This is a genomic window from Paenibacillus sp. Y660 (assembly GCF_057221575.1).
Window position 1 is genome coordinate 33,377 of record NZ_JBXBBJ010000025.1, and the last position, 18,037, is coordinate 51,413.

Here is an 18,037-nt window from a genome sequence, read left to right on the forward strand (position 1 = left end):
ACGATACCGGCAGTCTCGTTCTTTTAATAAAGGCTATAATCAACCTCGTATCCATCGGGAGTTGATAGCTGGAAATAATAAGGCTGAGTATTGTCTATGCCTTCTATAGTAAATATTTTCAGTCTCGAATGGACAGGTCTTCCAATCACTATAATTTGTTGATTTTTTATCTTTAAAGAGGTTATGTCTGTGTTCATGACGACAACTAATATTTTTTTTAATCGGTCATTGATAGGTGCAGCTTTTTCCATTTCCTTGACTATCCCGACATTATGGGTGAAATCATAAAGTACCGACGCATTCATAGGTGAAGTAAATATGCGATGCTTTGCATAATGGATTCGATTTGGCACATACGACCAACGACCAATACTGCTATGCCAATAAGGAAGATAAGACGGTCTTTCCCAAGATGGCATATCCAGAACAACGGTATACTTTAGATTATTACCATTATGAATGACCTCGCTGATTGATTCTATCGTTTTAGGTATTTCACTATGGCTGAAGGGTGGATTACGTAAAGAAGTTGGCTGGGAAGGCTCAAGTGCTTTTATTTGTTCTTCACAAGCAGGTAGTTGTTGTGCTGCGACGGATGGAACATTTACAGCTAACAAGAACGCAGTCAGTAAAGTTAAGGGGATTTTTTTTCTGTTCCTCATAAACGCCTCCTTTTCAATATCGCTTTTTTGACGTTAATTTGTGTTGCTAACGGATTTCTTATTCCAAAGTTATAAGTGTCAAAACGCATCATCATTCGCTTTGGTTGTTGCAATTGAAGCTAATCAACCATATCATATACATATGAGCATGTATTCATATGTTATGAATTGTTTCAATGAAATGATTGAATGAAATGATTCGATCAGAGCTAAATGGAATAATGAGGTATGAAGCAGACGAATAGAGTTTGAATCGGAGGTTGCGTTAGATGAGCGAAGCAAATGATGAGCAAAAACAAAGCTTAAGGATAGCAGAAGATGAATGGGATAAACGGCAGGATGAGCATGGACATTCTGATGGGAAGAGCGAGCATACGCATGACCATAGTGGTCTTGATCATAAGCATGACCTTAACGGACATGATCATAAGTATGACAACGTTAACAAGAAGCGCGCAAATGGCAATCATATCGATCATTCGCACGGACATCACCATGGTCACTCGCATGGACATCACGGTCATTCACATGCCCCTAATAATAAGGCTGGTCTGCTGATTGCGCTTGTCATCACAGCTGGAATTATGATATTGGAGTTTGTCGGGGGCTTAGTGACGAACTCTTTGGCGCTGTTGTCCGATTCCGGTCATATGCTGAGTGATGCCGCTGCGCTGGCACTGAGCCTGCTGGCGATGTGGTTTGCGGTGCGACCGAAGTCGACCAAACGTACGTATGGTTTTCATCGCTTTGAAATATTAGCCGCTTTGCTGAATGGCGTCACGTTGTTTGTCATCGCGGCTTTTATTATCGCGGAGGCGATCAAACGGTTCGGTGAGCCTCCAACTGTGGCGAGTGGTTCGATGATGATTATCGCAGGCATTGGTTTGCTGGCTAATATGGCGAGTGCGTGGTTTCTTATGCGCAAAGGCGACGTTAAGGACAATTTAAATGTACGCAGCGCTTATCTCCATGTTCTTGGAGATGCACTTGGCTCCGTTGGTGCAATCATTGCCGGTATTCTCATGTCCTTGTTCTCGTGGTATATCGCGGACCCGATCATAAGCGTAATCGTTGCGGTTCTTATTTTGAAAAGCGCATGGGGAATTATTAAATCTACCGTTCATATTTTAATGGAGGGTACGCCGGCTAATGTGGACGCAAGGCAGATCGAGGAGACGCTGCTTCGCATCGGTGGGGTAAAAGATGTGCATGATCTTCATATTTGGACGATTACGTCTGGGCTGGACGCCGTAAGCTGCCATCTAATCGTCGAAGACAGCGTGGACTGCCAGAAGGTTTTGCAGGAAGCGATTCAGCAAATTGCAGCTGATTTTCAGATCGAGCATACGACGATTCAGATCGAAAAATCGGAGCTGAAGCATTCGGTTTTAAAGGTGTAGGGACTGTATTGAAGAATAAACAGAAAAGCAGGTCGCGATGCTTTGTTGAAGCATTGTGACCTGCTATTTTGTGCGCGTTTAACGGGTTGCGGCAATTGATTTGGCTTTGTATACCTGCAAGCCGACCAAGAAGGAAACGACGCCCCACAGCACCATAATGCCGATTCCGATCCAGAAGGAGCTGGATGCTACGCCTGATGCGTATATGAGACCGTCCCGCATGCCATCGACGAAGTAGGTGAGCGGAAGCATTTGCGTGACCGGCTGCAGCCAAGTCGGCAAAGTTTCGAGCGGGAAGAAAACGCCGCTTAGGAACATCATAAGCATGCTCGCGATGTTCGCCATCCCCATGTAAGCCTCCATCGATTTGCTGAACGAGGAGAACAAATACCCCATCGCATTAAACACCAATCCGCCTGCAAAAAAGGCAATGACCAAGCTGAACACGTTAATATGAAGATTCGCGCCAAATCCGAACACGCCAATCAACGATAAAATAACGATTTGGATGACGCCTAGCATAAGCCGCACGACCATGCCGGCTAAGCCGTAGAGTCCCATTTTGGCAGGAGTCATGCGAAGCCGCTTCATCAAGCCTTTCCTGCGCATCTCGACGAGCTCGACCATGCCGAACAATCCGCCTTGGGCAACAGATAATCCAATCATGCCAGTGAGCAGGAAGTCTGCATAATTCAAATCGTCTGCGCCAGAGGAGACCGAGCTTTTGGTTAAGCTGAACGTAGGTGTAGCTCCGGCAACCGTCCAGTTCGCTTGCTGAATAAATTGATCTAATATCCCGGCTATCGCTTGAGTAGTAGCGCCTTGTTCATCAGCCTTATTTACAATAAGCTGCATTGTAGTGGCGCCTTCTGATTCAGGCAAAATAATAAGGGCGTCGATATCTTGCTTTTCAACCAGTTCATTGCCGGCTTGTTTCGTAACGGGCTGCTCTTCTTTGAACTCGAGCACAGGAATTTGCCGCAGCTGCTCAAGCAGCATGCTTGAGGTTGCATTTGGCTGGGGATCAACAACAGCGATTTTAGCTTTAAAGCTATCGCCAGAGCCGCCTCCGAAAATAATCATAAATAACACCATTAAGATAACGGGAAAAAAGATATTCCAAAACCATACTTGTTTCTCGCGAAACATCATTTTGATTTGCGCGGTGAACATTTTGGAAAATTGCTTGGCGTTGTTCATTTAATCCCTCCATTCCTTGCCGGTGAAGGCGATGAATACATCTTCAAGGCTCATTTCGCGAATTGAAATTTGCTCGACCCGGAAACCGCGATCTTTCGTAAAGCCGAACAGTTCATAAAGTGTTTCTTCCGGCTGCGTCGTCCATAGCTGGAGCGAAGCGCCTTCACGGCTTGTTCTGACAACAGTAGGTTGGAGGAGAGCTACCTTCTCCGTTTCGATTGCTGCTTCGGCGCCGTCAAGAAAGGTGAGACGGACCTCGCGTTCCTTCGTAAGCCGATCGATGAGAGCAGCTGGTGTGTCGAGCGTGACGATCTTCCCTTGATCGACGATGCAGACGCGGTCGCTCAGCTTCTCGGCCTCCTCCATGTAATGCGTCGTAAGGATTGTCGTTTTGCCGAGCTCCTTCAGCTTGAGAATGATATCCCAAATGTTGCGTCTAGCCTGCGGATCAAGTCCGGTCGTCGGCTCGTCAAGGAAAATGATCGTCGGATCATTAATCATTGCAAGTCCGATCGCTAGCCGCTGCTTTTGGCCGCCGGACAGCTTTTTGACATGCTTATCACGTTGATCCGTGAGGCTGATCATCTCGAGCACCTCAGCCGCTGGCCGGGATTTCGGATAGAAGGTCGCGAACAAATCCAAATTTTCTTCTACCGTCAACAGGTCGAACAAAGCGCTGGACTGCGGCTGCACGCCGATGGACACTTTGATTTGCTCACTATTTTTGGACCAATTTAAAGCACCGAACTCAATTTGGCCCGCATCAGGCGATTGCAGTCCTTCAATCATTTCGAGCGTAGTCGTTTTTCCGGCGCCGTTAGGGCCAATAATGGTGAACACTTCGCCAGCTTCCACCGTGAAGCTGATGTCTTTAACTGCGCTGACTGAGCCGTAAGCCTTTTTCAAATTGCGGACTTCTAAAACGGGCATTATGTAACCTCCTCAAAGTTTGGTGAAGCAAGCTAGCTTTGGAAGCGAAAGCTTGAGTTGTGAAGTTGGAAGCATGGTCTCCGGTTTCTTTTATCTGCTACCGTCATTTTAACCGTATCCATTTTATGTGAGTACCGCCTATAGCATGCTTTTAATCTCGGTCTGTAGGCGGAGAGGATAGTCGTTGCTGTACAAAAGCATCTACAGGAGCACAAACAGAAGCACAAACAGTAGCAGTAAGGGCGAATATGGGCAATATTGCCGCTGAGGCGCATTTGAGGGCAGATAGAGGGGGAGCGGGCAAAAAAAAAGTAGAGCCATCCGCGCTTAATCAAGCGGTCGGACGGCTTTTCTTTTGATTAAGTGCTGAATACTTGGCTGACTTGGCGCTGCGGGCTGCTGCTGCTTCTTCTTTGAAGGAAGCGGACCGAACAGCAGCCAATGCCACTTGTATGGCGCGCATAGCGATACGATCACCCAAGGAACAAGCAGAGCAAGCACGAACCCTCCTGCCGCCCAGATGTGATACAGCAGCGGATAGGCGCTTAGGTTTATTTTGCGGTATAGAAACAAGATGACAGGATGGACCAAATAGATGCCAAAGGAGGTCGCTCCAATATGAAGAAGCGCTCTGACCGCCCATTTGCTCCATGTGGTATGGATCCAGAAGGAAAGTTGAAGCAGTACAATGCCCGCTGTCACGCAGCGCAGCTCGTCCACCAGATCTAATAGATCCGTATTGATTACCGATATTTTATATACCCAGTTCTCGTAATAAAAATAAACCATAACCATGCTCGACGATAAGAATAATACCCATAGCACAATTGTCGCAATTATTTTTTGGGGCGTGGAGTTTTGTCGTGTGAGGTTGATCCATTCAGCAAGCTTCAAGTAATAAATGCCGATAAACGCGCCAGCCGTAAAATAAAACATGTAGGTAAACGAATAGCTGCCTGGAGTTGTAATATGAAGCAGCGTGATGATTTTAAATATAAATAGCCATTGCACCAGCAGTCCTATCCAGGCGATATGCTTGCCAAGCGATGGAAATCGTTTGAGGGCATACAGCATGAGCGGAGCCAGCGCATAAAATTGAATAATAATAACGACAAAATATAGATGCGTGTAAGTTTTGCCGATGACAAGCAGCTTGAGAAATTTAAACGTCGTAAAGTAGCTGATAAACGTCTGGATGTCAGTAAAGCCAAACTGCACCAGCCTCGTAAAGCCAAAATACAAGAAGGAGAATAAGAGAAACGGAATCAATATTTTGGACATTCGTTTTTTGTAAAATTGTCCGATCGTTTTTGCGGTGAAGGGTTTGTCGCAGTAGTTGTAAAAAAGGACGAAGCCGCTTAGAAAAATGAAGACGGGAACTGCAAATTTGGTAAAGTTGTTTAAAAAAATGTAAAGCGGATAAAGCGTAGCTTGGTGATCGTAGCCTGCTACAATCGAAGATGTTGCGTGAATCATGAGGACCGCTAAAATACCGAAGGCTCGAAAGATGTCCAACTGGGGCAAATACGGTCTGTTTGCAGCGTGTTCCATTAAAATCCCCTTGTTTTTTATAGGATGCTAGAGCAGTAATGAAGACGATGAAACCGCCACTATCGATATTATAAGGTCAGTCCTAATTTCAGCCAATACTTTTATTTTTTAAGTCTCACCGCATTCGAAGCAGGCCTTATTCAGTACAGACAAAATGGATTCAGCTTGATATGATAGACTCTGTTATGTTTACCGTCCTCATAGGATGGATCTTGGAAAGGGGCTTCTTGCTCTCATGTGGCTTACTTATTCGGTAATCGCTGCCCTAATCTTTGGCGTGCGAGGCATTCTGTATCATTGGACGAGTCAAAGGCCGCTCAACCGTAATTTACTGCTCTGCGGAACATTTAGCATGGGTGCTATTATAAACGGCATTTGCGCGCTCGTATTTTCGTCGGATTGGACGATGGCAACGCTAATCGGGATCCAAATGGGATTGTTCTCCTTTGGCGGCAATGCGAGCATGTTTAAAGGCTTTGCGGTAGGAAAGGCGTCGCTCGTCGCGATTTTAACGGCGCTGCCGTCGGTTGTTGTGGTCATCGTTGCTTTTGGATTGTGGAACGAGAAGCTTCATGCTATGCAGCTTATTGGGTTTGTCGTTATTATAAGCGGCGTGCTGCTGGTTCGTATGTCTAATGACATCTCGCTTCGGAATTTGCAAGGAGCGCAGTGGGGCATGCTGGCGATGCTGTTGTTTGCGGCAAATGATTTGTCAGGCAAATGGTCGACGATGATGGAGGCGGATTTGTTTCCAACGATGTTTTTTGTGTTTATGACGGGAACGGTCTGCTTTGGCTTATGGTGGCTGCGGGATTTGCAGAGCGAGCGGGGCAAGCGGGCGCTTGCTCTTCAAAGCGTAAGTCCGGCAGGCGGTGGGGTGCGCGTGTCGCAGCATGCTTCCAGCGGTATTGCAGACAACCATCCGATTGCATGGAGCGTCAAGCGTACTTATCTTGTCGGACTCGCCATCGGGATATCCAATGGGGTTGGCATGATGCTTATTGTAACGGCGTTCTCCCTCGGCAAGGCCGGGCTCGTATCCGCGGTTGCTGCCCTTAATGTGTTGATCGTCCTTCTTTATACGCGATTCTTCGTTAAGGAAAAGTTCAAACGAATTGAGGTTATAGGCATTACACTTGCGTTCGCGGGTATCCTGCTTTTGCGGTTGTTTGGGACATAGCGGTTAACATGTAGAAAAAGCTTTGCAGCGGCGGTTGGTCAACTGCGAGTTTAAAGCGAAGAGGCCAGCAAGTATGAACATCAATAAGGGCAGCTCCAACAGGTTGAAAAAACCTCATTGGGCTGCCCTTATTTTTTCATATAGCTGCCGCCTTATTTCATGACTGCTGGCCGGGACGAATGCGGACGACGCCGATATCTGTTGCGTTAATGGCAAATGCATTGCCGCCCTGGTTGATGGATGCATTAGCGCCTTGCTTTACGTTAACGAAGGTTTTGCCGGTGTCTTTTTTTACCCAGTTGCCTTGTTTAGAAAATTTACGAGTCATTTCCTCACCCCCCTTCAAGCGTCTTTAGGAGCGCTGCCAAAATGAAGAGAGGGCTAATATTTCCTGTTTTTTTTGCTTTTCTTAAAAATTTGTACAGTAGCCGCATTGCTGGCAAGCACATTGCCATGCTCAGCTCTTGCTTCGGAAGTTTGGTAGATATTGATGATCAAATATTTGTTTTTGCCTACTTGATACTTTATCGTTTTCACGCTTGAACGAACCATCTGTAAACCCTCCCCTGCCAGCCAGTTTGACTTTGCAAGTTAGTATATGAGAGGAATAGACAGGCTGTATCCGCGAATGATAACCGTCAAATCTATCAATTACTCATTCCTTTTGTAATGCGAGGGTGTCATGCCCGTTAGTTTCTTGAACATACGGTGAAAATGCGGAAGACTCTCGAAGCCGCATTGCTCAGCGATGCCAGCGATATTGGCATCGCTCTCCATAAGCAGCTCCTTGGCGCGAATAATCCGTTTGGTCGTCACGTATTCCGTCACGTTCATGCCCGTCAGCTTCTTGAAGACGCGCGAGAAGTGGGCAGGGGTAACGGAGGCGCGCTTCGCCAGCTGCGACAAGCCGAGGGGACTGCCCGGATGCTCATCGATATAGGTTAAAGTAGCGGTCATCCAGCCCGGTGCTGATGATGATATCGGTTGCCCTTCCTCAGAAGGGTTAAGGGTACGTCCAAGCAGCAGCAGCAGCTGCTGCAGATGAAGCAGAACGGCCTGGCGGTAGCCCGGCAGCTTATCTGACTCCTCGTCATGTATGCGATCGATGAAACCGATAATTTGCTGCTTATCGGCAACAAGCACTGCCGGCAGCTTATAGGCTTTGCGGCGCTTGGCCTGCTCGAAGCAGCGCAAATAGGAGAAGGCGTCGCCAAGCGGCGGGCTGTGAACGAGCGAAGCGTTAAAGAACAGTGCGGTTGAGGTCTTAGGATCTTCAGAATCGGGAAAGGAACGGTGGATGGTGTTGCCGGGAATGAAAAAGATATCGCCAGGGGCGGCGTCATAGAAAGTTTGGTCGATAAAAAAGGTGCCTCTGCCGCTATAAATGTAGACCAGCTCATACCAATCGTGGAAATGGTCGGGCAGCTCGTTTTGCGCGCTTTTGGTATCCCGATAGACGCATTCGAATGGAAAAGGGGTATTGGCATCGAACCTTTTGCGATACGGATTCATCGCTTCACCTCATTCGAGTAGTTTGTCAGCCTGATTGTAGCAAATATCAAAATAGAGTACAAATATGCGAGTATTGATTATTTCAGAGATCAATATTGTTTTTTATAATAAAGAGGAACCTAATCGGCTGGAAAAGAGGCGGAAGCGATGAGATTGGATGCACATCAGCATTATTGGAGCATTGAGCGAGGGGATTACGGCTGGATTACACCGGAAATTCCGGTGCTGTACCGAGATTTTTTGCCGAAGCATTTAGAGCCTCTTTTACATAAACATAAGCTGGACGGATCCATTGTTGTTCAGGCGGCGGCGACGCTTGCGGAAACCGACTATTTGCTCGCATTAAGCGCCTCTTCCGATACGATAGCAGGTGTAGTGGCTTGGCTGGATCTTGCTGACCCTGATTACCGCACTCATTATGAGCGCTTTGCGCAGCATCCGAAGTTTGTTGGCTTCCGCGTCATGATCCAAGAGATGGCTGATGCAAACACGATTCTTGCGCCCAGCTTTGTGGAAGCGCTCACTTTTTTTGCGGAGAAGGGTGTGCCCGTTGATTTGCTCGTCGTATCGCCTCAGCTCGAGCCATTGATCAAGCTGCTGGATAAGGTGCCCGGCCTTCATGCGGTTATTGACCATATCGCGAAGCCGCGTATTAAGGACATGTTGCTTGAGCCTTGGAAAAGCCAAATGAGCCAAATCGCCGCCCATCCTCAAATTTACTGCAAGCTATCGGGCATGGTGACCGAGGCGGATCATGATAGCTGGAAGCCATCTGATTTCAAGCCCTATATCGAGCATGTGCTCGGGGCATTCGGGGCAGACCGAGTGATGTTCGGCAGCGATTGGCCGGTCTGCCTGCTGGCAGCAAGCTATGATGATGTTGTGGCTGTGCTTGAAGAGGCTCTGCCGGAGACGTGGACGGATTCGGAGCGGGAGCGGCTGTTCGGACTAAATGCAAAGGAGTTTTATCACCTATGACAACGTTAAACCCTAGCAAGTTGAATGAGGAACAGACGCGATTATACGAGGCAGCGAAGCAAGCGAAGGTGACGGTGCTGCAGATTGGCGAAGGCAATTTTTTGCGCGGCTTCTTTGACTGGATGCTGCATGAATGCCGGAAGAAAGGCTTGTATGAGGGCAGTATCGCGGTCACGCAGCCGCGTCCTGGCGGCAAGCCGAAGATCGACGCGCTCGCTGGGCAGGATGGATTATATACGCTCGTTATTCGAGGCTTGGAAGATGGGGAGCGCGTGGAGCGGACGGAAGTGATTTCGGTGTTCAGCAGCGTATTTGACCCTTATTCGGACTGGGAGGCTTATCTCGCTTTAGCTGAAAATGCTGATTTGCAGGTCGTCGTATCCAATACGACGGAAGCGGGGCTTGCCTACCGGCCGGAGGAGCAGGCAGAAGGGCAGCCGATTCAGTCGTTTCCCGGCAAGCTGACGGAGCTGCTTTATCGCAGATTTAATCATTTTAACGGTGATCCTGAGCGCGGCTTGGTGTGCTTGCCCTGCGAGCTGCTGGAGCGCAACGGCGATGAGCTTCGCAGCTGTGTACTCCGCTATAGCAACGATTGGGGCTATTCCGAGGCATTTAAAGAATGGGTCATTAAGCATAATCGGTTTTTGAATTCGCTTGTCGATCGGATCGTTACGGGCTATCCGGATGAATCACAGGCAGAGGAATGGTTCAGCGAATGGGGTTATTCCGATTCGATGCTGAGCACGGCGGAGCCGTATCATCTGTGGGCGATTGAGGCGGAGCCGGAGCTTGAGAAGCTTCTGCCGCTGCGGGAGGCAGGCCTCAATGTGCACTGGGTTCCAGATTTGAAGCCGTTCCAGGTCAGAAAGGTAAGGATCTTAAACGGAGCGCATACGCTCATGACGCCGCTCGGGCTGCTGCATGATGTGGAGCAGGTGCGCGAGGCGATGGAGCATGCGGTGCTTGGGACGCTTGTGAGGACGACGGTAGAGACGGAAATTATTCCTTCGATTTCGGCTAACGAGTCAGAGCTTCGAGCTTACGCGGAGGATGTGTACGAGCGTTTCTTGAATCCGTTCATCCGTCACCGGCTTGCTGATATTGCGATGAATAGCTTAAGCAAATTCAAGGTGCGGCTGCTGCCTTCGCTGCTTCATTATGCGGATGACGGCAAGGCAGTACCGAGCGGGCTTGCGCAAGGCTTCGCCGGCTTGCTGCGTTATTACAAGGTGAAGCGGACTGAGGCGGGCTTCGAAGGGAAGACGTTAAGCGGCGCTGCTTATATAGTACGGGATGATGCTGGCATGCTGGAGACGATTGCGGCGGTATGGTCGGAAGCGGAGAAGCAGCGTTGGCCTCTTGAGCAGACAACGAGCAAGCTGCTTAGTCTTGCGGGCATTTGGGGACGTGATCTAGCTGTCGAATGGCCAGCGTTAACTGCTGCTGTTAGTGCGAATATATCGGAAATGGAGGGAGTTGCGAGTGAATAGCTGGGTCAGATTGCATGAGGAGGATCATGTCGTTATCGCGCTGCAGCCTTATGCCAAAGGGGAGCAGCTGACACTGGAAGCGGGGAATACGCTTACGCTGCAAGACGAGGTGCCGAAGGGGCATAAGGTGCTCACGCGTGCTGTCATGAAGGGCGAGCATGTGCTGAAGTTTGGCTATTCGATCGGGGTTGCGAAGGAAGATATCGAGCCGGGCAGCTGGGTGCATACGCATAATATGGGTACTGGCTTGAAGGGCTTTGTAGATTATTCTTACGAGCCTTCGAATCCGGAGCCCAGCAAGGCATCGTCGATTGATGCGGGCCGCACCTTCCAAGGCTTCATCCGCGAAAATAGCGACGTCGGCATCCGCAACGAAATATGGATTATCAATACGGTAGGCTGCATCAACAAGACCTGCGAGATTGTAGCAAGAAAAGCACATGCGCTCTATGAGGGACGCGTGGACGGCGTGTATCACTTTGCACATCCGTTCGGCTGCTCGCAGCTTGGCGATGATCTTGTGCATACGCAGAAGCTGCTCGCCTCGCTCGTGAACCATCCGAATGCAGCTGGCGTGCTCGTCATCGGCCTCGGCTGCGAGAATAATCAGATTGATGCGTTCAAGCGGGCGATTGGCGAGCACAGCCCGGAGCGGGTGAAGTTTCTGAAATCGCAGGAGGCGGAGGACGAGATCGAGGATGCCCTTGCGCTCGTTGAAGAGCTGGTCTGTTACGCCGAACGGTTTAAGCGCGAGCCGGTTCCGGTGTCGAAGCTGAAGCTTGGGCTAAAATGCGGAGGCTCGGACGGCTTGTCCGGCATAACGGCCAATCCGCTCGTCGGCGCAGTGTCCGATCGCTTGGTCGAGGCGGGCGGAACGGCGATTTTGACCGAGGTGCCGGAGATGTTCGGAGCGGAGACGATTCTGATGAACCGTGCTGCGGATGAGCAGGTTTTTGGCAAAATCGTTCATTTGATCAACGATTTCAAGCAATATTTTATAAAGCATGATCAAGAAATTTACGAGAACCCGTCTCCCGGCAACAAGGCCGGAGGCATTAGCACGCTGGAGGAGAAGTCACTCGGCTGCACGCAAAAGGGCGGCCATGCGATCGTGCAGAACGTTGTGCCTTACGGGGAGCGCATTACGAGCAGCGGGCTTAATCTGCTGGAGGCGCCGGGCAATGATCTCGTTTCGGTAACGGCGCTGTCCGCGGGGGGCGCGCATATCGTGCTGTTCACGACGGGCAGAGGAACGCCGTTTGGCGGACCGGTGCCGACGGTGAAGATTGCGACGAACAGCGAGCTCGCCGGGCGCAAGAAGAACTGGATCGACTTTAATGCAGGCCAGCTTCTTGAGGACAAAAGCATGGAGACGCTGACGGATGAGCTGTGGGAGCAGCTGATCAGCCTTGCTTCAGGCGAGACGCAGACCCATAATGAACGCAATGGCTTTAAGGAAATTGCGATCTTTAAGGACGGCGTTATTTTGTAGAAGCGTTAGGCGGCAAGCTTATGCATAGGTTGCGGCATGGATTCTCATTGGAGCGTTAGGCTGTAAGCTTCTGCGTAAGACAAGGCGTGGATTCACATAAGGAGTGTTGAGAGATGAAATATCGCAAGCTTGGAAAGACGGGCCTAGAGGTGTCGGCGCTCAGCTTCGGGGCATCGTCGCTTGGGTCTGTGTTTAGGGAGACCGATGATGCGGAAAGCGTGCGCACGGTGCATACGGCTGTGGACAAGGGCGTCAATCTGATCGACGTGTCGCCGTATTACGGTTTGACGAAGGCGGAGACGGTGCTGGGCAAGGCGATAGCAGAGATTGCGAGAGATCGGTTTATTTTGACGACGAAGGCAGGCCGTTATGGCACGGATCAGTTCGACTTCTCGGAGAAGCGTATCATCAGCAGCGTAGAAGAGAGCTTGCAGCGATTGCAGACCTTGTCGATTACATTCATCGCCATTATCCGGCTAAGAAGTTCCATATGTTCGCTCCCGGCGAGCGGCTTATTTATATGAAATAAACAGTTTAGAGTTCTTATTTCAGCTTAAACACGACAACGCCGGCGATCATGATGCCAATTCCGATCAGCTTATTGGCTGATAAAGGCACCTTATCGACGCCGAACAGTCCGAGGCTGTCAATGATCAGTGAGACAAGCAGCTGCGTAACAAGCAGAAGCGCAACCGAGTAAGCAGGACCAAGCGTCGAGATGCCCTTCATAACGGTAAACACAATCATAACGCCGAACGCGCCTCCGAGCCAGTATAACTTGTTCACGGTGTACAGCTTGGATAGGCCGCCGTCCTTGACCATTAGCAAAATGAGCAGCGACAGCAAAAACCCGGTGCCATGCACCCAAGTGTTTGTAAACCAGAAGCCTGCTTTATCGCTGAGCCTGGTGTTGAATACGCCTTGAAAGCTGACCAGAACGCCAGCAAGCAGCGAATAAATAATGCCCATCATGAATAATCCCTCCAACCGGATAAGTTAACGGTATAAATTGCCGCTGGCAAGCTCTCGAAGGCGAATCACGTTACGAATATAGATGGCGCCGCGCTTTCGCTCGATAATGCCGTCAGCGGCAAGCTGCGTGATGACGCGGTTTAAATGGCGGTAGCTGGTTCCGAGCAGCTCGGCAACCTCCGTCAGCTTCTCTGTCTTCATCTCTACAAGCGAGGGGGTAAGCGGATCTTCGGACATAATAGAAATAAGGTAGCTCGACAGGCGATTTTCTACCGGATACAGCAGGTTAAGACTTGATACATACGAAACCGTGTGCAGCTTGTGGCTGATTTGCTTGATGATGAAGGTTAGGAAGCGCGGGTCTTGAAATGCCGTTTCCCGCAGCGCCTCCGTCTTAATGGCAATAAAGTGGCTTATGCCGACCGATTCGACCATGCAGCGAACCGGAAGGCCGGTCATAAGCTCCATATCCCCAATGATCGCAAGCGGTTCATTGAAGCGCAGCAGTACGGACTTTCCGTTCGGAAGCGTCGTGTAAACCTTAATTTTCCCTTTTACTAATAGGAATAGCTGATCAAGCTGATCGCCTGGCGAGCAGATCGCTTCTCCATTCTCGTAAGCCAGAAGGTTCATCATCACAATGCTTGCCGCATCAAATATGATATCAAGCTGATTTTCGGCTACATATTGGGCAATGCTTTCTTTGTTATGAATCTTTTTCATGGTCCCTCCGTCAACTGTTGAGTAGAAAAGCAACTGCCAGTTATTATCCTCATTTATTATTTTAGAAACAGAACGTGAATATGAAAAGGACATATGTCCCATTCTCAAAGATAAGTTATCTTAAATTTTTCTATTTCGCTTGTTTTTGTACGCTGCCATTTCAAGGTCCACATGAATTTGCTGGCTGCAGGGCAAAATAAGGGGAGAGCGATGACTGGAGGATGATCTGCTGTGGCCAATAGAGGACTTGTAACGGCGATTGCCGCTGTAGGTGCAGCGCAGCTGCTTAAGCTGCCATTGCATTATGCAAAGACCGGTAGATGGGAAATCCGAAAATTGATTGGATCGGGCGGTATGCCTAGCTCGCATTCGAGCGGGGTATCGGCTTTAGCTGCATATACGGCAACCAAATGCGGCGTGAAGACGCCAGAGTTTGCGATATCGGCGATGCTTGGCATTATTGTTATGTATGACGCTATGAATATTCGCAGGCATGCAGGAGAAATTGCTATGCAAGTGAATGATTTGGATGTGGATGTCGAGAAGCTGGCTGGCAAGCATCCGGGAATTTATCATATGCGCCGGCGTAAGCGGCTCAAAGAAAGCTTAGGCCATCAACCGCGCGAGGTTGCGGCAGGCTCTCTGCTCGGCCTTTTGTTTGGGTTCGTTGGCGCAATAACCGGGTCAAAAAGATGACAAAAGCAAAGTCGGGATTCAGATTGGATGAAGGTTTAGGCGTTCATGCGCTTAAGCCTTTTTTAGTTTGAAGGTCCATTGTTTGAAGCTCAATTCGATTTTTCGATTCGGATAGCCGGGTCGTTTTCGTTCTTATATAATGGTGAAAGATGGAAATTTATTTGAAACGATATAAGGGGGATTTTTTGCAAATGACGGAGCAATTATTATGGATGCATGGAGCACCGTATGCAGTAGGTAATGCGGACGAGGATTGTCCAGCTATCACCCCATATCTTGTGGAAGGCGACCATTCTCCCGCGATTATTATATGTCCTGGCGGCGGCTATCAGGGAAGAGCCCCTCATGAAGGGGAGCCTATTGCTCAGTGGCTGAATGGGCTGGGCATTTCTGCTTTCGTTTTGCGCTACAGGGTGGCCCCTTATCCGTATCCATGCGCGCTGCTGGATGTACAGAGGGCGATACGTACCATCAGATTCAAAGCGGATTTGTTCCGAATCAATCCGAACAAGATCGGAGTGCTTGGCTTCTCGGCGGGCGGACATTTGGCGTCGAATGCGGGGACAATCTATGACAAAGGAAATGAGAGTGCCGAAGATGTTATTGAACGAATGTCATGCCGTCCAGATCTGCTTGTTCTCTGCTATCCCGTTATAACGCTCACAGAGCCGTTCACGCATGAAGGCACAAGAGATAACTTGCTGGGCAAGGAAGCGGAGATAGGACAAGTTGAGCGGATTAGCAGCGAGCGAAATGTAACCGAGGATACGCCGCCGACTTTTTTATGGCATACGTCGAATGATGCAGCCGTTCCCGTCGAGAATAGCCTAATGTTCGCTACTGCTCTCAGCAAGCACAAAGTGCGCTTTGACCTTCACGTGTATGAGAAGGGGCAGCATGGGCTAGGCTTAGCTGAGGACGAGGAGCATACGAGAGGCTGGACGGCTGCATGTGCTTCATGGCTTGCATTGAATGGATTCAACTAACAGCTTGCGGTATTGCGATAGCTTACGAGCAAACGATGATTTGCCTAATGAAGCTGCCTTTTCTGGTGGTGCAGCGATCTGAGATGGTGAAGCCTGCGCCTGCGATAAGGTCGTCCATCGGATCAGCCGTAATAATAACGGCCTTGCTCGCGATGCGGCGAGCATTCTTCAGCAGCGAAAGCTGCGCCTCAGGCGTCGTGCTTGAGAAGTGGTTATAGGGCATATCTACAATCGCTGTATCATAGTGGCTGGTAATGTCGGCAATGTCGCCGCATACAACATCCGTTTTGAAATCGAAATGCGTTAAGTTTTCAAGCGTACCGCGAATGACAAAAGGATTGATGTCTCGGCCGACGATGTCAATGCCCATCGAGAGCGCTTCTACGAGCACCGTCCCAATGCCGCAGCAGGGGTCGATCGCTGTCTTTCCGATTGGAAGAGGGACAGCTATATTGGCCACCGCACGTGCTACCCGGGTGCTAAGCGCAATCGAATAGCTGCGCGGCTTCTTCATTTGCGTAAGCCAAACGGCCTTGCTCTTGATGTAGTTGCCGAAATACCAGCGCCCGCCCCAGTTCAATATGCCGAAGGTGTAATCGGGATTGTGCACATCGGCTTCCCCATCAATATAGATTCCAATTTCACGTTCGATGCTGCGCTTGTCGTCGAAATCTATTTTATCCTCTGATGCAAGATCGCTCATTTTGATAAAAATAACTTTAAACGTTGAATCGGCTAATTCGATTTGCTTCACTTGCTCCAATATATCCTCGAGTCGATCCGCCTCATAAAGCATCTCTAGCCGCTCTCTCATAAAGGGGCTGCGATCGGGATGAACGGCTATCTCACTCATCAAGAGCCCGGAATCCGATTGCTTGCCAAAAAAAGACCGCATCTCCAAGTGACATAGATCTGCTTCCTCCGGCCGGTAGCCATAAGTATAAATAAATAACGGCGCTTGCTTTTTCATTTCCAAATCGTAGTCGCATCCTTTACCATAACGTACTGAAACTTTCATTATACGTTAAATGGCTTGCAAATGCCTGCTGCTCAGAAATGGAGAAGGCTGTTTCACATCTATTCAGCCTATTTGGGCGACCGCTTGTTGCTCGGCAAGCAGAAGCTGTTCCCGTACTTTAACGACTTCCCCAATAATAATTAGCGCTGGATTGCTCAGTTTCATGGATATGGCAAGGGTATGAATATTAGCAAGAGTTCCTACGATTGTGCGCTGTCGCGTGGTCGTACCGCGTTCGATTAACGCAACGGGCGTTGAAGAGGCTTTGCCGTGCTTCAGCAGCTCCTCTCGAATAGCGGGCAGCTCGCTTACGCCCATATAGATCGCTAGCGTATCCACGCTATGCGCCAGCAAATCCCAGCGGATTGGGGACTTTACGCCGTGACAGCGGCTGCCGGTCACGCAAGCAAAGGAAGCGGCATATTCCCGGTGGGTCACGGGGATGCCCGCCGCTGCGGCAGCGCCGATTGCCGAGGTGATGCCTGGCACAATTTCGTACGGAATGCCTTGTGTGGCGAGCGCCAGCGCTTCTTCGGCTCCTCTTCCGAAGACAAGCGGGTCTCCCCCCTTCAGTCGGACGACGCTTTTGCCTTGGCGAGCATAATGGACGAGCGCGTCATTAATTAGATGCTGGGGCATGGCATGCGAGCCAGGAGCTTTGCCGCAGTAAATCAGCTCTGCTTGAGAGCTGGCATAGCCAAGCAGCTCTTTGCTTATGAGCCGATCGTACAGGACGACGTCAGCCTGCTGAATGCGCCGCATCGCTTTAATCGTAATAAGCTCAGGATCGCCTGGACCTGCTCCGACAATATAGACCATTCCTGCCGTTATATTTCTCATAAGCTGCTCCTTCCGGCTCAATTTGCCGCATCGTATTCCGTATTTCTACGGTTTTCTCTTGAGACAAGTCCGCCTTAGATCGTTACATAGATAGATCCGCTCTCTTGATCGATTTCGGTCTCGAAGGTCGTTACGCAGCCGTCGTCAGGCTCATGCACGCGGCCGCTGCGCAAATCCACCTTCCAATCATGGAGCGGGCAGTGTACGGCCGTGCCGCACACCATCCCTTCCGAAAGCAGTCCGCCCTTATGCGGGCATTTATTTTCAACGGCGAGCACGCTGCCGTCTGTTAGGCGGAATACGGCAATTTCGATGTCCTTTATTTGAATGCGGCGCGAGCCCTTTACATCAATGTCGCTGAGATTAGCGACGAGCAGCTTCGTTGTCATGTGAGTACTCCTCCT

The 18,037-nt window shown here is 49.6% G+C and carries 19 protein-coding genes and 1 pseudogene; 8 read left to right on the forward strand and 12 right to left on the reverse strand.

Annotated elements, in window-relative coordinates:
- Positions 1–23: 23 nt before the first annotated feature.
- Complete coding sequence (locus AC2TDN_RS21580; RefSeq protein ID WP_484690150.1) at positions 24–662, reverse strand: hypothetical protein; 639 nt, start codon at positions 660–662, stop codon at positions 24–26.
- Positions 663–1,132: 470 nt separating this feature from the next.
- On the opposite strand from AC2TDN_RS21580, the gene AC2TDN_RS21585 reads away from it, so the two are divergent.
- Entirely contained in the window at positions 1,133–2,062 is a 930-nt protein-coding gene (locus AC2TDN_RS21585; protein WP_484690169.1) for a cation diffusion facilitator family transporter, read from the forward strand.
- A gap of 78 nt (positions 2,063–2,140) precedes the next feature.
- Here AC2TDN_RS21585 and AC2TDN_RS21590 read toward each other — a convergent pair whose 3' ends face one another.
- From AC2TDN_RS21590 to AC2TDN_RS21600, 3 genes are all read right to left on the reverse strand, one after another.
- Positions 2,141–3,262 carry an ABC transporter permease gene (locus tag AC2TDN_RS21590; RefSeq protein ID WP_484690151.1) on the reverse strand — a complete coding sequence of 374 codons (1,122 nt, stop codon included), beginning with the start codon at positions 3,260–3,262 and terminating at the stop codon, positions 2,141–2,143.
- Positions 3,263–4,192 carry an ABC transporter ATP-binding protein gene (locus tag AC2TDN_RS21595; RefSeq protein ID WP_482068714.1) on the reverse strand — a complete coding sequence of 310 codons (930 nt, stop codon included), beginning with the start codon at positions 4,190–4,192 and terminating at the stop codon, positions 3,263–3,265.
- Between the two features lie 327 nt (positions 4,193–4,519).
- Complete coding sequence (locus AC2TDN_RS21600) at positions 4,520–5,743, reverse strand: acyltransferase (RefSeq protein ID WP_484690152.1); 1,224 nt, start codon at positions 5,741–5,743, stop codon at positions 4,520–4,522.
- Positions 5,744–5,978: 235 nt separating this feature from the next.
- Here AC2TDN_RS21600 and AC2TDN_RS21605 point away from each other — a divergent pair, with 235 nt between their 5' ends.
- Complete coding sequence (locus AC2TDN_RS21605; RefSeq protein WP_484690153.1) at positions 5,979–6,923, forward strand: EamA family transporter; 945 nt, start codon at positions 5,979–5,981, stop codon at positions 6,921–6,923.
- Positions 6,924–7,080: 157 nt separating this feature from the next.
- Here the strand turns inward: AC2TDN_RS21605 and AC2TDN_RS21610 are convergent, their stop codons facing one another.
- From AC2TDN_RS21610 to AC2TDN_RS21620, 3 genes are all read right to left on the reverse strand, one after another.
- A complete protein-coding gene (locus tag AC2TDN_RS21610) occupies positions 7,081–7,251 on the reverse strand; it encodes a hypothetical protein (protein WP_482068711.1) in 171 nt (56 codons plus the stop codon).
- A gap of 53 nt (positions 7,252–7,304) precedes the next feature.
- The gene (locus AC2TDN_RS21615) at positions 7,305–7,475 is read right to left on the reverse strand and encodes a hypothetical protein (protein ID WP_484690154.1); all 171 of its coding nucleotides are present in this window, start codon (positions 7,473–7,475) and stop codon (positions 7,305–7,307) included.
- Between the two features lie 99 nt (positions 7,476–7,574).
- The gene (locus AC2TDN_RS21620) at positions 7,575–8,435 is read right to left on the reverse strand and encodes a helix-turn-helix domain-containing protein (RefSeq protein WP_484690155.1); all 861 of its coding nucleotides are present in this window, start codon (positions 8,433–8,435) and stop codon (positions 7,575–7,577) included.
- A gap of 147 nt (positions 8,436–8,582) precedes the next feature.
- On the opposite strand from AC2TDN_RS21620, the gene AC2TDN_RS21625 reads away from it, so the two are divergent.
- From AC2TDN_RS21625 to AC2TDN_RS21640, 4 genes and pseudogenes are all read left to right on the forward strand, one after another.
- Entirely contained in the window at positions 8,583–9,413 is an 831-nt protein-coding gene (locus tag AC2TDN_RS21625; protein WP_484690156.1) for an amidohydrolase family protein, read from the forward strand.
- Positions 9,410–10,906 (forward strand): tagaturonate reductase, encoded by a 1,497-nt coding sequence (locus tag AC2TDN_RS21630; RefSeq protein WP_484690157.1) that lies wholly within the window; start codon positions 9,410–9,412, stop codon positions 10,904–10,906. The genes AC2TDN_RS21625 and AC2TDN_RS21630 overlap by 4 nt, the downstream gene beginning before the upstream one ends.
- Complete coding sequence (locus tag AC2TDN_RS21635) at positions 10,899–12,398, forward strand: UxaA family hydrolase (RefSeq protein WP_484690158.1); 1,500 nt, start codon at positions 10,899–10,901, stop codon at positions 12,396–12,398. The genes AC2TDN_RS21630 and AC2TDN_RS21635 overlap by 8 nt, the downstream gene beginning before the upstream one ends.
- Positions 12,399–12,511: 113 nt before the next feature.
- Positions 12,512–12,844 (forward strand): annotated as a pseudogene (locus tag AC2TDN_RS21640) (aldo/keto reductase); the annotation flags it as partial.
- Between the two features lie 97 nt (positions 12,845–12,941).
- Here AC2TDN_RS21640 and AC2TDN_RS21645 read toward each other — a convergent pair.
- Positions 12,942–13,370, reverse strand: a complete 429-nt coding sequence (locus tag AC2TDN_RS21645) for a DMT family transporter (protein ID WP_484690159.1) — start codon at positions 13,368–13,370, stop codon at positions 12,942–12,944.
- A gap of 24 nt (positions 13,371–13,394) precedes the next feature.
- Positions 13,395–14,093: a cyclic nucleotide-binding domain-containing protein gene (locus AC2TDN_RS21650; protein WP_484690160.1), complete on the reverse strand. Its 699-nt coding sequence runs from the start codon at positions 14,091–14,093 to the stop codon at positions 13,395–13,397.
- A 231-nt stretch (positions 14,094–14,324) separates the two neighbouring features.
- Between AC2TDN_RS21650 and AC2TDN_RS21655 the strand changes: the two genes are divergently transcribed.
- On the forward strand, positions 14,325–14,789 hold the full coding sequence (locus tag AC2TDN_RS21655; protein WP_484690161.1) for a divergent PAP2 family protein: 465 nt from the start codon (positions 14,325–14,327) through the stop codon (positions 14,787–14,789).
- 191 nt (positions 14,790–14,980) lie between these two features.
- Positions 14,981–15,775 (forward strand): alpha/beta hydrolase, encoded by a 795-nt coding sequence (locus tag AC2TDN_RS21660; protein WP_482068702.1) that lies wholly within the window; start codon positions 14,981–14,983, stop codon positions 15,773–15,775.
- A 22-nt stretch (positions 15,776–15,797) separates the two neighbouring features.
- Here the strand turns inward: AC2TDN_RS21660 and AC2TDN_RS21665 are convergent, their stop codons facing one another.
- The 3 genes from AC2TDN_RS21665 to nirD all read right to left on the reverse strand — a co-directional run bounded on the left by AC2TDN_RS21665 (position 15,798) and on the right by nirD (position 18,022).
- Positions 15,798–16,751: a TRM11 family SAM-dependent methyltransferase gene (locus tag AC2TDN_RS21665; RefSeq protein WP_482068701.1), complete on the reverse strand. Its 954-nt coding sequence runs from the start codon at positions 16,749–16,751 to the stop codon at positions 15,798–15,800.
- Between the two features lie 105 nt (positions 16,752–16,856).
- Entirely contained in the window at positions 16,857–17,633 is a 777-nt protein-coding gene (cobA, locus tag AC2TDN_RS21670) for a uroporphyrinogen-III C-methyltransferase (RefSeq protein ID WP_484690162.1), read from the reverse strand.
- 74 nt (positions 17,634–17,707) lie between these two features.
- On the reverse strand, positions 17,708–18,022 hold the full coding sequence (gene nirD / locus AC2TDN_RS21675) for a nitrite reductase small subunit NirD (RefSeq protein WP_482068699.1): 315 nt from the start codon (positions 18,020–18,022) through the stop codon (positions 17,708–17,710).
- Positions 18,023–18,037 lie beyond the last annotated feature (15 nt).